This is a genomic window from Grimontia sp. THUN1695 (genome assembly GCF_059704325.2).
In genome coordinates this window covers 140187-155147 of the sequence record NZ_AP046576.1, presented here as the reverse complement: position 1 = coordinate 155147, position 14961 = coordinate 140187, and the positions used below count along the sequence as shown (strand labels likewise).

The window sequence follows — 14961 nt, the reverse complement described above, 5'->3', positions numbered from 1 at the left end:
TGATAATGCACCTCTAAGGAGCCCGTTAATGTCAGATAAACTTTCCCTTCGTCCTGTATTATTGGCCTGCCTCATTGTCAGTATTGGCCAGTTGAGCGTGGGACTTTTGTTCCCCGCATTGCCTTCTATTGCCCAGCAGTTTTCCTTGAATGCAGAGCAAGTCCAACTTCTTATCTCTTACTATCTCTTGGGGTTTGGTCCCTCACAGCTTTTTTATGGTCCTCTTTCAGATGCGATTGGCAGAAAACCGATTCTATTGATCGGTATCGCTATCTCTATCGCTGGTTTAACCCTTACTGTCACTGGTATTGATAATTTCTCCTTATTACTTTGGGGCCGTTTTCTTCAAGGCCCGCTGGATGTTGTGCTGTTCTAGCCCGTGCCTCATTACGGGACAGTTACTCCTATCAGCAGCTTGCGAGGCAATCACATTTTCCTCGTTGGTTAGAAGCTAAATGGCACCAGGTTTTAAGCCACGTTTGGCTCACCCTTTTTCCATGTCTGGATGAGACGTCAGGACCATTAGAGGTCAACAACTAGAGAACAGCGGATCACCTGCGATCCGCTGTCAGGCGTTTACTTTTTCAGTAAGGGAGCAGAGTCAGCCACCGCAGCGATTAACGCTGCCTGATGAGGCTGACAATCCTGCCCTCCCATCCCGCCAACAATGGGTAAGAAGGGGTCTTCTAGCTCGGTTTTTATACCACTTAATGCCTCCATCACCGCCAACCCACAATACGGCACATAGGCCGTGGAATACCCACCCTCGTGGATACACAGCAAATGGCCATGGCAGAGTTTTTCAGCAGCAGCGACCAAGGCTTCCGTCATATATCTGTAAGTGTCGCTCGTCGCCATATTGCGGCCAAGCGGATCTAGTGCGCTGCCATCAAAGCCGGATGAAATAATGATGATCTCCGGCTTATAAGCCTCAAGAGCGGGAAGCACAACCTCTTCAAACGCTTGTCGGTATGCTCCGTCACCAGAGCCTGGAGGCAGAGGAATATTTATGTTGTAGCCTTCGCCGTCACCCTCGCCATGCTCATCCAGCGCGCCTGACAGGGGTGGGTAAAAGTTATCTTGATGAATGGAAATGGTCAGAACACCCGCATCGTTATAGAAAGCGCCTTGCTGGCTGTTCCCGTGATGAACATCCCAATCAACGATGGCCACACGTGCCAAACCATGCACATTTCTGGCGTAGTTGGCAGCGATAACACCATTGCCAAAAATACAGAATCCGCGTCCCATTTCAGCTTCAGCATGATGACCCGGCGGCCTTACCAGACAATATGCATTGTCGACTTGTCCTTCCATCATCCGATCCATGGCTTCCAGACAGCCGCCCAAACTCATCAAGGCAATCTCATAACTACCCGGACCAAAAGGAGTCAACTCGCCCGCATCACCGCCGTTGGCATCACTCATTTCCCGGATGCGGTCGATATAGGCTTGAGTATGAAAAGTGAGTAAATCGTTATTACTTGCTAGTCGCGGGGGAATCGTCGTTAGAGAATCAGAAAGGCCTGCGACGCTCAGAAGATTAAGCATACGTCGCTTCGTCTCCGCATTTTCCGCATGCTTGTCGGGTTGAATAGTTAGTCCCGGTGGCAAAAATGCAGCAGCCTCACCCGTGTTGTGCCAGAAGTAGAGTTCATGTGTCACCAATCCTGTCTTTCTCATTGTGTACCTCCTTGGTAGAAAAACTGTCCCGTCATTTGAACTGGACGCATTTATCAACCTAGGAGGCAGGCGCAGATCCGTGAATGATGCAAATGCATTGTTTTGCATTTTTTCGGAGGATTTCCCTCTGTGTGTATCAAATAAGGGAACGGTATTTTTCCACCAACTCAACTTTGTTTCTGATACCGAGTTTCAGGTAGATGGACTGCAAGTGATTGCGCACGGTTGTTGGTGCGCGGTTAATCTCCTGCGCAATTTCCATATAGGTTTTTCCCTTCGCGAACAGCTCTGCGACCTGCGCTTCCCGCTCCGTCAGTTCAAATAGCAAAGAGGTAGGATAAGCCCGTATAAACCAGTAGTTGTCTATTGGTTCAAATGTCAGGGTGAAATGTTTTCCCTTCCATGACGAGATTTTCCCGAGCACACATTCTTGTATCTCGTCTGGCAGAATGCATCCATCCCAATCGGGATAATCCCGTTTGAGCAGGTCAGTAAAGTGATTTGACGGGGTATTCAGCATGAACCCACTGTCGAACATCACGGCTTCAACCCTACTGTTCGTTTGCGCATGTTGGCTCGTTAACACCGAAAATTCGAGGCAATGATTGAGGCTGAGCGCAATGTGAGGCATGACAAGGCGAAGGCACCGCTTGTCTTCTCGTTGAAACGCATCGTCTTTTTCATTGCGGTAGAGTGAGAGAAAATCCACCAGTAAACTCTCCGCCATATTTCCGTTAGCATCGAGCAAAAGTTCAGGATCGTTTTTCATAAATGACAGCACATGGCGAATGTCGTGCTGCCAAAGGAAATCACACAATGCCTCACTCATTGTTTCGCGTTGAACCTCTGACATAAATGGCTGTGTGGCATTGTTGTAGAGGCGTTCAGCAATGGTGTCGCAATCCGCAATTTTCTGCCATTGCTCAAAATAATCGTCCGGTAGTTGGAACAATGAATTGCCGTGTACTTCTGGGGTATCAGAGAGTTCAGGAAAGAGCGCGCGTCCCCACCATGCGCTATCAAAATGAATAAGTTGACGAAGCTGGGTGATGGTCCATTGCTTGAAATCGCCAGGCTGCATATGGCTGGACACCTGATAGAGTAGTGCCACAAACTGCAATATATCGTCGGTCGTTGAAACACTTTTACTCTTCATCAGCCGTTACTCCATGGCTACCATCTTTGCCATAAAAGCTTATACCGAAAATGTAGAGGTGGAGGGGCCTACGCTTTCAATTAATTTTCACGCATTAAAGGTTTAAGCAAATCACAGACGTTTTACGCCATAGTATTCGCAATATGGCAGTGCCAGGTATGGCGTTTATCGGTATTCAATTAGTCGCTGTGATTGAAGAGATTGTGATGATTGATTCGCTGTTCTCTTAGCTGGTCGTCGGACACGGTTTTGCACACGCAATTTTTGACCGCGATATGACGACCCGATTAGCCGTTGTCGCAGCCAAAGTTGACGGAGGTCTGCTGTCCACTACCCATGATATTGACGTCGCCCGCCAGCTACAGGGAGAAGAAAAGCACTGTTATTCGGAAATTAAGATGAGCGAGTCACTCAAACTTTTTCTCGTGCTTTTTGTTTGCATAAAAAAGCCGCTGACTCTCATCAGCGGCTTTTTAAAACTCTTGTAATCGCTTAATTACTTCGCAAATTCAGCCGATTGCGAGGCTATAACATATTCTTCGTTGGTTGGCACAACCATCGCCACTGCGCCCAGCAGATCTGATTTACCAATAAGGCCGCCTTTACCAAAACGCGCAGCTTCGTTACCCGCTTCATCTTCCACAAAACCAAGCAGTTTGAGGTTTTTCAGGATCTCACGTCGGATTGGCAGTGAGTTTTCACCGATGCCGCCAGTAAAGATAATCGCGTCCAGACTGTCCAGAGGGATCATGTAAGAACCAATGTATTTCGCAACACGGTAAGTAAACACTTCAAATGCCAGCTTCGCGCCCTCATGGCCATTATCCATCGCTTCCAGAATACCACGTGCATCTGATGTCAGGCCGGATACACCAAGGAAACCGGATTTCTTATTCAGGGTTTCAAATACGCGCTCCTGACTCCAACCTTTTTTCAGCAGGAATTCAATGATGCCAGGGTCAAGGTCACCGGAACGTGTGCCCATCATCAAGCCAGCCAGTGGTGTAAAGCCCATGGAAGTGTCAACAGACTTGCCATTGCGAACTGCACACACTGATGCGCCGTTCCCTAGGTGGACCGAAATGAAGTTTGTTTCTTCAATATTCTTGCCCAACTGTTTAGCCGCTTCACGGGTAACATAGAAGTGACTGGTGCCGTGAAAGCCGTAACGGCGGATACCGTATTCTTTGTAAAGCTCGTTGGCGATAGCACCGGTAAACGCTTTCTTAGGCATGGTTTGGTGGAATGCGGTGTCAAATACCGCAACTTGTGGCAGCCCTTTAAAGGCTTTCGTTGCTGCGCGGATACCCATAACGTTTGCCGGGTTGTGCAGTGGCGCCAACTCGCTCAGCGCTTCAATATCACGAACCACGTCTTCATTGAGTAGGGTTGCCTCGGCAAACTTCTCACCGCCATGCACCACACGGTGACCAATCGCGATCAAACGATCGCCGATTTCCATGCTCTCGACTAATTCAACGATAATCGCAACCGCTTTCTCGTGATGGTTGCCACCTTGCTCAAGCATGGTTTCTTGCTTGTCTTGGCCTTCGCGTTTCCAGCTAATACGCGCATCATCAAGACCGAAGCATTCACCTAAACCGGAAAGGATTGCTTCGCCAGTTTGTGCATCTATCAATGCGAATTTAAGAGAAGAACTACCTGCGTTAAGGACAAGTACTAGTGAATTGTTCATGAACAAATCTCATTGGCAAAATAAATGAATTTCGATATCGAACCTCATTATTAAATTAATTTTGAACAATTCAACTTATATTTTAACGATTGATACTTTTCTTGACTTTTACTGCGTCAGATCAAGAATCACCCCAGAAGATACCCCTATACAAAAGCAAAAAGACGCTTCAATGAGCGTCTTTTAAAGCGTTTTGGATGCTCTCTATGCCATTGTCAACAGCGACTTACCAACTAGCCATTCAAGGTCTTTTTCAAACTCTTCGCCATACCGGTTACAACAGACATCATACAGCTTGCGGCTGGCATGGCTGGTAAATTCCACTGCATTCTCTGATGAAACAGTATGGAGAAAGAATAGGCGGAGAACCGCAATAAAACGGTTGTCGGAACGAAGCGCGCTCAACCAGCTTTCTATAAAAGAACGTTTATCTCCCTCAAGATCCAGCCTGTCAATCAGGATACCCAACAACCTGTCATCAAGCCTTGTGATAAAGTCAGTTTTCTTTGGAAAGTGGTGGCTAATGCCAGTTCTGGATATGCCTGTTTGCTGGCTCAACGTGGTGTAAGACATCTTGTCGTATCCCAGCGTGACCAACTGATCAACCACCGCATCCAGAATTAACCTGATGGTGACTTCTGTATCTTCTTTACTTCTCTTTGGCATAGCTATATCCCTGTTTTTTGGGCTTCCATGAGCTTTAGCAATCAAGACATCACTACTATCGCAGTAAACGCTGTTTTTAGTCTGTATTTCACGTATGTAGAACTTGATCATGTGAATAATAAAAGGGTTTACCGACTGCCAACCCTTAACGCAAGTTGTCTTAAAGATAGTACATTTGATTATAATATGAGCTATCTAGATGTAAAAAATAAGAAGCGGAAACAGCCTTATATTTGCAGAAGTCATACATGTTGTCAGGCTATAACATACTGAAAGAAAAATACTATTCTCAGCACTGACAATGTAATGCCGTGAGTGACAGCGTTACTTACATCAAAATTTGAACAAGCGTTTGAATGAATCGCTTGACCTGCGCCCCATTCGACACATAATTTAACATCCAAGTAACACAAAATTAAAACAACGCTTTTTTCCCTACTTTTATACGGGGTCCTTTATGGCTCAACAAAAACCCTATCTACAAGTGCTGCGCTGGGCGAATGAACGTCCCAACGAGGTTTTCCTTCGCCAAATCATCAACCGACAGTTCAATGACTTTACCTATTCGGATGTGGTCGATCAGGCACTGCGCCTTGTTTCTGCACTGCGCGGTATGGGATTGGAGCCTGGAGATCGCATAGCCCTTATCTCCAAAAACTGCGCAGAATGGTTCACGGCCGATTTGGCTATGATGCTCGGAAGCTATATCAGTGTGCCGATTTTCCCTACTGCGGGCGCGGAAACCATTTCCCACGTTATCGATCACAGTGAATCAAAAGCCCTGTTCGTCGGTAAACTGGATGACACAAAAGCGCTGAAAGAATCACTCAGCGAACGGGCTGATATTCCGACCATTGCATTTCCCTACCCGACCATTAATTGTGGCTATGACTGGAATGATTTGGTTGCCCAAAACGAAAGAGCAGAAGTAAGGCCTGAGCACCAGGATGACGACTTAATGTCTATCGTCTACACCTCTGGCACATCTGGTCTGCCGAAAGGCGCTATGCTGACTTATGGTGCCCACGCCTGGTCAGCACAACAGCTGATAAATCATATTGGCATGCGTGAAGGCGAGCGACTGTTCTCATACCTGCCACTCGCTCATATTACGGAGCGTGTTTACATCATGGCAACAGCGATGAATGCCGGTATCTGCACGGCATTTCCAGAGTCTCTCGATACCTTTATTGAAGATGTCAAAATGCATCGCCCTACCCTGTTTATCTCTGTTCCCCGCTTGTGGACACTGTTCCAGCAGCGCATTCAGGAAAAACTGCCCGAAGGCAAACTTAACCTGTTGCTGAAGCTGCCCATCATCTCAGGTTTGGTCAAAAAGAAAATCGCACAGAATCTCGGGTTGGATCAGGCACGTGTATTGGGCTGTGGTTCAGCCCCCGTCTCAGCAGCACTGCTTCGCTGGTATGAAAAGCTTGGCTTGAACATTACCGAAGCCTGGGGCATGACCGAATCCTACGCATACAGCACACTGAATTACCCATTTCGCAGCGATAAAATTGGCTCTGTCGGCAATGCAGGTCCCGGAGTGGAAATCAAGATAGCTGAAGATGAAGAAATCCTGGTACGCAGCAAAGGTCTGTTCACCGGTTATTATAAAAACCCGGAGGCCACAGCTGAAACCATCATAGACGGCTGGCTCCACACTGGTGATATCGGCTTTCTGGACAGCGACGGTTTTCTGACCATTCAAGGGCGTAAAAATGACACCTTTAAAACCGCGAAAGGCAAGTTTGTTGCCCCCGTTCCGATTGAGAAGCGTCTGTTTGAGCTGAGCAATGTTGAAATGATGTGTCTGGTGGGCTCAGGTATGCCAGGTCCGATCCTACTGGCATTGCCCCATCATTTCCCAAATTTTGACCGCAAGCGTTATGAGCGTCGCGTGAAACATGTGATAGAAACTATCAACAGTGAACTCGAATCACACGCGAAAATCCGTGGCGTTTTAATGATCAAAGAACCTTGGAGCATTGAGAATGGCATGTTGACGCCAACACTGAAGATCAAGCGTCACCTGCTTGAAAAAAAGTATCACGATATCGGTGCAAACTGGCCATCTCACATATTAATTCAGTGGGAAGAGTAAGACCCTCTCACTGGGTTAAAAATCCCTACAAACATAAAGCTTATGTGTAATAATATTGCTTAAGTATCAACTTACCGGAGCCATTCCAGAGTTGGTTTGCCCCGGCAAATGAGAGAAAAAGTGATGAGCCAAGAAGACTATCAAGTATGCGATGCATGTGGAGTGACCGCAGAAGTGGGCTTTATTATCGGTGAAGGTGACGATGTAGCAGAAGTTGAAATTTTCGCTGAAGACAAAGCGTCAGCAGTTGCTGAATTTCAACGTTATCTTGATCTAGCAAAGCAGGTAAATGAAAACGTTATTCACGATCTTAATGAAAATGCTGAACTTTCCCTCAACCCGCTGACGGTAAAACTTAAGTTTGAATGCAGTGCGGAAAAACTGATTTTTGAATTACGCAGCCGCTCGCTCTGATTGAGTTCACACCAAAACGTGACGCCGCATTTCAACGCGGCGTTTTTTATGCTCTTAGAAAAGCGCCGGGGGTTTCATCCACTTCTCCTGTCCCTAACGACGCAATCACTGCCTGCAGTTTTGCCGCCGCGGCTTCGTATTCGAATTTGCGGATAGCCTCTTCTACGGCAGATAAATCAACCTCCATACCCTTGGCGTTTTCCTGAATTCCAGTAATAAAATCAACAGCCTGAGTATCAAAATTATCCAGTAGAATCTTCAATTGCTCGAGTTCAATACGGAATTCTTTGTCCGTATACCCTGTAAACACCATCATATCAGAGACATCTTTTTCTTTTTTTTCACTGGGGATATAACCCTGGATTTCCCTTAGACACTGTTCAATCTTGTCAATCAGTGAGGCTTCAATCTTTATCTTCGAACCCGCTTGATCTTCAAGGTTACCCGCTAACACCGCGAGCCCTTTCGCTGAAACATTCGCCGCAGCACCTTTCAGTGAGTGGGCAAACAACTCAACTTCTTGTCGGTTTTCATCAAGCACGTCTTTTCGGATTTTATCAATGCCTGCCAGCTTGGCCTGAGTGAACGCAGAGATCACTTTCCAATACGCATCCTCATTTCCTCCAATCCTGCTGATACCTTCTGCAGCATCTAACACCAAGGGATCAATATCATCCAGATAAGACGTGTCAGTAGATACTTCATCTTGTTGCTCATTCAGCGAATCGAATGACCTTACGGCGTGTTCAGACATGGATGTCCATGTCTGAATGGCGTTAATGAGTTCTTCTATGTCGATGGGCTTTGAAACATGATCGTTCATCCCCGCCGCCTTACATTGCTTGATATCCCTTTCCATGGCATTCGCCGTCATGGCAACAATCGGAAGGCCTGCCAGTGCTTCAATCTCGCGGATTTTACGGGTCGCAGTTAAACCATCCATCACCGGCATTTGCATATCCATCAGAACAATATCGAAGTGCTCTTTCTGCACTCTCTCCAGCGCTACCTGACCATTGTCTGCCACTTCGATAGTAGGGTTAAACTGCTCCAGAATGCCCTTTGCGACTTCTTGGTTGATCATGTTGTCCTCAACAAGAAGTATTTTTATTCCATTTAAATCAATATGTTGTGTTTTTATTGTTGCTGCTTCACGGCTGTTGGCGCGTTTCATTTCCAACTGGCCAAACGCCTCCATCAGTGCATCAAACAACGAAGATGGGTTAATTGGCTTGACCAAGGATGCATCAAAAACGTTTTGCACCTCTTCATTGATAAGCCCAGAATTTTCACCGTAGGCACTGGCCAGAATCACTTTCGGCATTTTATTGAGTGATAACTCACGAATTTTCACTGTCGCTTCATCACCATTAATACCAGGCATCTTCCAGTCCATGACCACTACATCAAAGCCATCATTACTCAGGTCAGCCGACTCAACCTCATACACGGCTTCTTCACCATTAGAGACAGCAGCAACACGCAGATCCAGGTTATCCAATAATGCATACATGATGTCGCGCGAAGCCTGGTTATCATCCACCACCAGCACACGTTTGTCGTTGAGAATGGTGGTTTTGGCGATCTGCTCTTTGATACTGGAATTGCTGCGGCCACAACGAATAGTGAAAGAAAAGGTTGAACCTTTACCTGGTTGACTCTCCACCCAAATACGGCCCCCCATTAGCTCGACAAAACTCTTTGAAATGGTCAATCCAAGGCCGGTACCACCATATTTTCGGGTGATCGATCCATCTGCTTGGGAAAACGATTGGAAAAGGCGTCCCAGTTGTTCTTCATTCATACCAATGCCGGTATCTTCAATATCAAACTGGATCTCTATGATTTCATTCACATCTGTGACTTTGCGGGCACGGATAATAATTTCACCCGATTCGGTAAATTTCACTGAGTTACCGGTCAGGTTGATAATGATTTGCCCCAGGCGCAACGGGTCACCGACTAGATCGTCTGGCAAGTTCGGATCGATATCAAAAATCAGCTCCAGCTCTTTCTCTTTGGCTTTAACTGAAATGATATTGCTGATGTTGTCCAATACTTCACTGAAGCGGAAATCAACATGTTCAACTGACAGTTTACCGGCCTCAATTTTTGAGAAGTCCAAAATGTCATTGATGATACCCAGCAAGGATTTTCCGGCTTTTTCAATATTTCCGACATAATTACGCTGTTTATCATTAAGGTCAGTCAGAAGAGCCAGGTGCGACATCCCGAGGATCGCGTTCATTGGCGTTCGGATTTCGTGACTCATATTGGCCAGGAATTCACCTTTGGCTTTGCTCGCTTCCGTGGCCTGATCTTTCGCCGCAATCAAATCAGATTCGAGACGTTTCTGCTTAGTGACATCCACAAACAGACCAACTATACCCATAGGATCACCGTCAGTGCCGTAATAGGTAGCCTCATACACGTTCAGGATCCTTACGTCCCCATGGCTGTTTGCCAGTTCAATGTCATAGACGGTTGAACCCGGGTTTTCAAAAAGTTCTCGCTCTTTTTCTGTAAACATGTTTGCAACATCTTTAGCAAACAGCTCTAACGGCGTTTTATCTACAACATCAATATAGAAAAGGCCAAGGAAGTCAGTAAACGCATCGTTGACTCCAATATAAGTTCCCTGAGTGTCACGAAAGTAAGTGGGGTTTGGAATGGCATTGATAATTTGCTGGTTGAGCTTAAGTTGCTCTGAAATACGCTGCTCAGCCTCCATTTGCATCTCAGCATTGAGCGTGAGTTGAATCCCTACTGCCAAATCCTCTTGCATTTCTGAAAGCCAATCCATTTCTTTATCAGAGAGAAGCCGCACAGCTCCAACCTCTAACACCCCCACCATTTCGTTGTTGACCATCAGGGGAATGAAATACATCTCTGATAATGACAGTTCTCCCACCGGTAAAGTGAGTGTGAAGTGGCCTTTATCATTGCGGATCCGGAGAAATTGTCTTGTCGTAAGAATGGCACGGTGGAATGAAACCGTATCTTTGTCCATGGCGTCTGATTTTTCATCAACACCCACACCACCTACCAGTGTCATTGTCCTTCCACGTACGACATAAAGCGCCACGTAAGGCAGCTCCAATCCTTTTGAGAGAAAATTGGTGACCAGATCGCCCAACTCGTCCATTCCTGAACAGCCGCGGATCAAGTCAGCAAAGGCTTTGACCTGACGACCAAGCTCGAAACGTTCAGCAATCTCACGCAACACTTCATTTTGTGCCTGAGCCAGATCTTTCAATTCCCCCTGGTTATCAACATCGAGCTTAAATTCAAATTCTTTATCACGCACTTTACTGACGATAGTGCTGCGAATATTATCGAGAGGCTTAAGAAACCGAAACCAAAGCAATACCGTTGTTGATATGACGGCGATCAACAACATAAACGCCATTGAGATCGCAATACCATCCATATTGGCCCGTTCCTGCTGCAGTTGCTGAAGCGTTTGGTTGGTTGACTTTTCAATGGCTTCATAGAAAGCACCGATTGGTCCCATGATCTTGCTTCGTGCATGCAGGTAGTCGGCACCAAACAACATTTCCTGAGCCAGTTCAGGATCAGGGATCACACGTTCAATACCCCGAGCAGTACGTTTACGTCCCTGGATTAAATCCATCGCCACCTGTTCAATACCAATCAAATCCTGAGAGCGAGACAGCGCCTGGGTTAAAAAAGACATGTGCGCTTCACTGATCCCCGCATTTCTTAAACGCGCTAACAATGAAGGATAATTAGGGCGAATTGGGATTTCTGGCTGTTCGATGATGACGTTTGGATCTGACAATTGATTCCAGTAATCGAAGTTATAGTTGTTTGGTAAAGGCAGCTGTCCGTCACGGATCGCCTTAACCTGCTCATACAGAAAACGCCATTTATTGCTAGAGGTCACTGCGTAAATGCGGGCAAAACGGGTGAGGAGATCAGAGCTCTGTTTCAGCTCCATCGCCAGATGGTATTGCTGGTAGCGCTGCTCATAAATAGCATTGATCTGGCTGCTCAGCGTATCGGAGCGAAAGTGAGCGAGGATAATGGCAATGCCGAGAACCAGGTTTAAGCCCATCAACGCAAAAAAGATGTGGCGTATCGATCTCATTTTGTCTCCAAATTCTCTAAATGGTGACACTCCTATCAAATAAGCGTAGACGGCGAGTTGGACTAGATAAAGGCGGAAAAGGTAAAACTTGTTTGCACTTATTGACTTATCACAAAATCACCAGGCAACATTCGGAAACACCCAAAATCGCCAAACCCATAATGAAAAACCCAGCGCTGTCTAGCTGGGTTTTCGGGTGTCTTTCATGGAGAATGTCATAGCCTCAGACTTTGCCATGCTTCACACATGGTGCGGAAGATAGCGGCATCCCCTTCGGGTCTGTCTGGGTGCCACTTGAGCGCCATTTTCCGCCACTGGCGACGGATTTCTGACTCAGACGCGTGTTCAGAAAGACCCAGCGCAGCCAGTGCATTTCTCCGCTCTACGGTCGCTTCAACGCAATGGCCAACATGCTGCTGATATCGCTTCCAGAAAGAGCTGAGCAGCTCTCTTACATCTTCCTGCTGCGCGTCATAATTTGTCCAATTCATGTAGTATTCACGCAGCGGGTCGTCACGATCGACCTCATGCTGGACAAATCCAGTGCCAGCGCCGCGCCACATAAGGCGGATATCCATCGACTCTACCTGCAGCCACTGTTGGGGCAACAGCATTTCCTGCAATTGGTAAAGCGCGTTCATGATAAGGAAGTTACGCTTGAACAAATCCAGTTGGGGGTTGTCATCAAGGTGGTCCATGATGGTATTTTTCTGGAGTTCTGCCATCAGGTAGTGCACTTTCCAACTCTGGTTGGACGCTTCAAGTACACTCAATATTGGCCAGATCAGGGGGTTATCAATATCATCCCGTTGTTCAGCAAGCATACCACTTCATCTCCTATCGGCTTCATGCCGTACATATAAGACATTAATCCATAATTCCGTGAATCGCCTGCTTAATTAAGCAGTTCATTCGGATTTCACGGTCTCTTGCTTCCTGTGCCAAAGAAATAACATCCTTAATGATAGAAAGCTCACTTTATGTACTTAGCATATCTGATGCCAGTTTTGAAACTCTCTGCAAAATATTTCGACATCCTTACTATCGTCCATTCCAGCCTACTGACAGATAAAAGAAAAAAGGCCGATGTATGACACCGGCCTTTGGATTGAAATGTAACGTAGCCGTTAACCACGATAATAACGCTGTGGCACAAACGGCATTTTTTCGACGGTCATCGGCAACTTTTTACCTCGCACTTCTGCAAACACTTCTGTTCCAATCACCGCATTGGCTGTCGAAACATACCCCATCGCGACAGGCTGGCCTTTGGTTGGACCAAACGTGCCGCTGGTGACGACGCCAATTTCATTGTCATCCGCATCAAACAACACTGCGCCTTCACGCACCGGCGCTTTGCTCATGCCCAGCAACCCAACCCGCTTGCGGGATACATCCTTGGTCGCGATTTGATCCAGAATGATATCCGCACCGGGGAAACCACCGGCACGCTCGCCGTCGGTGCGGCGCGGCTTGCTGATTGCCCACAACAGGCTGGCCTCAACCGGTGTGGTAGTTTGGTCAATATCGTGACCATACAGGCACAGACCACACTCCAGACGCAGGGAGTCGCGCGCGCCCAGACCAATCCATTCCACTTTTTCTTTTATCAGCAGGCGGCGGGCGAACTCTTCTGCCTTATCTGCAGGCACCGAGATTTCATAGCCATCTTCACCGGTGTAACCGGAGCGGCTGACCAGGCACTCAATGCCTGCCAGCGCCATTTTCGCTGCATCCATGAATACCATATCCGCCACAGCTGGGTTCAGAGTTGCCAGCACAGCCGCTGCTTTCGGACCCTGCAGTGCCAACAGCGCGCGGTCTTCGATTTCTTCCAGCTCAACATCTGCCGGCAGATTGGCGCGCAGGTGCGCAATGTCCTGCGCTTTGCATGCGGCATTCACTACCACAAAAAGATGATCGCCAAAGTTAGTCACCATCAGGTCATCCATCACCCCGCCCTGCTCATTGGTGAACAGCGCATAACGCTGTTTGCCCACCGGTAAATCAATGATGTCTACCGGAACCAGAGCCTCCAGCGCTTTTGCTGCGTTTTCGCCATGCAAGCGAAGCTGCCCCATGTGAGAAACATCAAACAGGCCCGCATGTTCACGGCAATGAAGGTGTTCTTTGCGCACGCCCAGCGCATATTGCACTGGCATCTCGTAACCTGCAAAAGGCACCATTTTGGCGCCCATTTCTACATGTAGGGCGTGCAGTGGGATTTTAAGTAGATCCTGAGACATGTTTCACTCCATGATCACGGCGCAAGCCGGTTTACTGAAAAATCAACCGCCAATAAAGCGGGTTACTGTTAGGGGCTGTTGATTCAGGATGCCGTCACCCAAAGAATCAAGGCGTCTTCGTCGCTGAGAGAGGTAAGCATATGACCCATGGCGGCGTCGTAATACACACTGTCCCCTTCATTCAGTTCAATAGCTTCATAAAACTCGGAGTAGAAAGCGATACGGCCTTCCAATACCAAAAGGAACTCTTCACCATCGTGACGGATCCACTCATCGTATTCTTCAAATGATCGGGCACGGATGCGGGATTTAAATGGGAACATTTTTTTGTTGGTGAGCTGGGTTGCCAACAGTTCATGTTCATACGTTCCAGTCGGGCGGTTTTTTCCCTCCCCGGCACGGGTAATGTCGCGTCGGCCTGTCGCCTGACGCTGTTTGGGTGGCGCAAAGAGCTGGGGAATATCGATGTTTAAACCGGCCGCCAGCTTTTGCATTGCCTGAAACGTGGGCGAAATCTGTTCGTTTTCAATTTTAGACAGTGTCGATCGCGCCAGGCCAGTCAGCTTGCTCGCTTCTTCCAGCGTCAGTCCGTTGTTGGTGCGGATTTCTTTCAGCCTTTCCCCGAGGCGCAAGGGGGCAATCGGCGCATCAGCCTGTGTACCTGCTCTTTCAATGGTCACTGACGGATACACATCCTGTGCATCATGATCTGACATGGTTTTCTCTCACCTTTGGTTTTTCCCAACCTGCGTACCGACAACTGAGAACACCTTTAAATGTGTCGTTACTGGTCGCCATTCTTGCACAAAGTCGGCGGTAACCAACACGGGCAAGTTAACACTTTTAACACAAAGTTTCCTATTGGAAACCTGTGTAACATGCCTT

General features: G+C 47.3%; 12 protein-coding genes and 1 pseudogene. 5 read left to right on the top strand and 8 right to left on the bottom strand.

Annotated elements, in window-relative coordinates:
- Positions 1–28 precede the first annotated feature (28 nt).
- Positions 29–376: an MFS transporter gene (locus tag AC6IB1_RS00720; RefSeq protein WP_497566490.1), complete on the top strand. Its 348-nt coding sequence runs from the start codon at positions 29–31 to the stop codon at positions 374–376.
- A 200-nt stretch (positions 377–576) separates the two neighbouring features.
- Here AC6IB1_RS00720 and AC6IB1_RS00715 read toward each other — a convergent pair whose 3' ends face one another.
- Together AC6IB1_RS00715 and AC6IB1_RS00710 are read right to left on the bottom strand one after the other, a co-directional pair.
- Positions 577–1683 (bottom strand): histone deacetylase-like amidohydrolase, encoded by a 1107-nt coding sequence (locus AC6IB1_RS00715; protein WP_497566489.1) that lies wholly within the window; start codon positions 1681–1683, stop codon positions 577–579.
- 136 nt (positions 1684–1819) lie between these two features.
- A complete protein-coding gene (locus AC6IB1_RS00710; protein ID WP_497566488.1) occupies positions 1820–2839 on the bottom strand; it encodes a response regulator transcription factor in 1020 nt (339 codons plus the stop codon).
- 84 nt (positions 2840–2923) lie between these two features.
- On the opposite strand from AC6IB1_RS00710, the pseudogene AC6IB1_RS18610 reads away from it, so the two are divergent.
- Positions 2924–3066 (top strand): annotated as a pseudogene (locus AC6IB1_RS18610) (ABC transporter permease subunit); the annotation flags it as partial.
- 48 nt (positions 3067–3114) lie between these two features.
- Positions 3115–3327 (top strand): hypothetical protein, encoded by a 213-nt coding sequence (locus AC6IB1_RS00705; protein WP_497566487.1) that lies wholly within the window; start codon positions 3115–3117, stop codon positions 3325–3327.
- Between the two features lie 8 nt (positions 3328–3335).
- Here AC6IB1_RS00705 and AC6IB1_RS00700 read toward each other — a convergent pair whose 3' ends face one another.
- The gene (locus tag AC6IB1_RS00700) at positions 3336–4535 is read right to left on the bottom strand and encodes an acetate/propionate family kinase (protein ID WP_497566486.1); all 1200 of its coding nucleotides are present in this window, start codon (positions 4533–4535) and stop codon (positions 3336–3338) included.
- Positions 4536–4739: 204 nt separating this feature from the next.
- A complete protein-coding gene (locus tag AC6IB1_RS00695) occupies positions 4740–5201 on the bottom strand; it encodes a TetR/AcrR family transcriptional regulator (protein WP_497566485.1) in 462 nt (153 codons plus the stop codon).
- 457 nt (positions 5202–5658) lie between these two features.
- On the opposite strand from AC6IB1_RS00695, the gene AC6IB1_RS00690 reads away from it, so the two are divergent.
- Entirely contained in the window at positions 5659–7305 is a 1647-nt protein-coding gene (locus AC6IB1_RS00690; protein ID WP_497566484.1) for an AMP-binding protein, read from the top strand.
- 123 nt (positions 7306–7428) lie between these two features.
- On the top strand, positions 7429–7719 hold the full coding sequence (locus AC6IB1_RS00685) for a DUF406 family protein (protein ID WP_497566483.1): 291 nt from the start codon (positions 7429–7431) through the stop codon (positions 7717–7719).
- A 46-nt stretch (positions 7720–7765) separates the two neighbouring features.
- Here the strand turns inward: AC6IB1_RS00685 and AC6IB1_RS00680 are convergent, their stop codons facing one another.
- From AC6IB1_RS00680 to AC6IB1_RS00665, 4 genes are all read right to left on the bottom strand, one after another.
- The gene (locus AC6IB1_RS00680) at positions 7766–11830 is read right to left on the bottom strand and encodes a response regulator (protein WP_497566482.1); all 4065 of its coding nucleotides are present in this window, start codon (positions 11828–11830) and stop codon (positions 7766–7768) included.
- A 215-nt stretch (positions 11831–12045) separates the two neighbouring features.
- Positions 12046–12654: a DNA-J related domain-containing protein gene (locus AC6IB1_RS00675; RefSeq protein WP_497566481.1), complete on the bottom strand. Its 609-nt coding sequence runs from the start codon at positions 12652–12654 to the stop codon at positions 12046–12048.
- Between the two features lie 303 nt (positions 12655–12957).
- Positions 12958–14076, bottom strand: coding sequence for a glycine cleavage system aminomethyltransferase GcvT (gene gcvT / locus AC6IB1_RS00670; protein ID WP_497566480.1), 1119 nt, complete (start codon positions 14074–14076; stop codon positions 12958–12960).
- An 83-nt stretch (positions 14077–14159) separates the two neighbouring features.
- Positions 14160–14792 (bottom strand): helix-turn-helix domain-containing protein, encoded by a 633-nt coding sequence (locus AC6IB1_RS00665; protein ID WP_497566479.1) that lies wholly within the window; start codon positions 14790–14792, stop codon positions 14160–14162.
- Positions 14793–14961 lie beyond the last annotated feature (169 nt).

Excerpts from the sequence above, each read along its gene's own strand:
- AC6IB1_RS00700 (WP_497566486.1), bottom strand. The coding sequence starts at position 4,535 with ATGAACAATTCACTAGTACTTGTCCTTAACGCAGGTAGTTCTTCTCTT.
- gcvT (WP_497566480.1), bottom strand. The coding sequence starts at position 14,076 with ATGTCTCAGGATCTACTTAAAATCCCACTGCACGCCCTACATGTAGAA.
- AC6IB1_RS00710 (WP_497566488.1), bottom strand. The coding sequence starts at position 2,839 with ATGAAGAGTAAAAGTGTTTCAACGACCGACGATATATTGCAGTTTGTG.
- AC6IB1_RS00675 (WP_497566481.1), bottom strand. The coding sequence starts at position 12,654 with ATGCTTGCTGAACAACGGGATGATATTGATAACCCCCTGATCTGGCCA.
- AC6IB1_RS00715 (WP_497566489.1), bottom strand. The coding sequence starts at position 1,683 with ATGAGAAAGACAGGATTGGTGACACATGAACTCTACTTCTGGCACAAC.
- AC6IB1_RS00680 (WP_497566482.1), bottom strand. The coding sequence starts at position 11,830 with ATGAGATCGATACGCCACATCTTTTTTGCGTTGATGGGCTTAAACCTG.
- AC6IB1_RS00665 (WP_497566479.1), bottom strand. The coding sequence starts at position 14,792 with ATGTCAGATCATGATGCACAGGATGTGTATCCGTCAGTGACCATTGAA.
- AC6IB1_RS00695 (WP_497566485.1), bottom strand. The coding sequence starts at position 5,201 with ATGCCAAAGAGAAGTAAAGAAGATACAGAAGTCACCATCAGGTTAATT.
- AC6IB1_RS00685 (WP_497566483.1), top strand. The coding sequence starts at position 7,429 with ATGAGCCAAGAAGACTATCAAGTATGCGATGCATGTGGAGTGACCGCA.
- AC6IB1_RS00720 (WP_497566490.1), top strand. The coding sequence starts at position 29 with ATGTCAGATAAACTTTCCCTTCGTCCTGTATTATTGGCCTGCCTCATT.
- AC6IB1_RS00690 (WP_497566484.1), top strand. The coding sequence starts at position 5,659 with ATGGCTCAACAAAAACCCTATCTACAAGTGCTGCGCTGGGCGAATGAA.
- AC6IB1_RS00705 (WP_497566487.1), top strand. The coding sequence starts at position 3,115 with ATGACGACCCGATTAGCCGTTGTCGCAGCCAAAGTTGACGGAGGTCTG.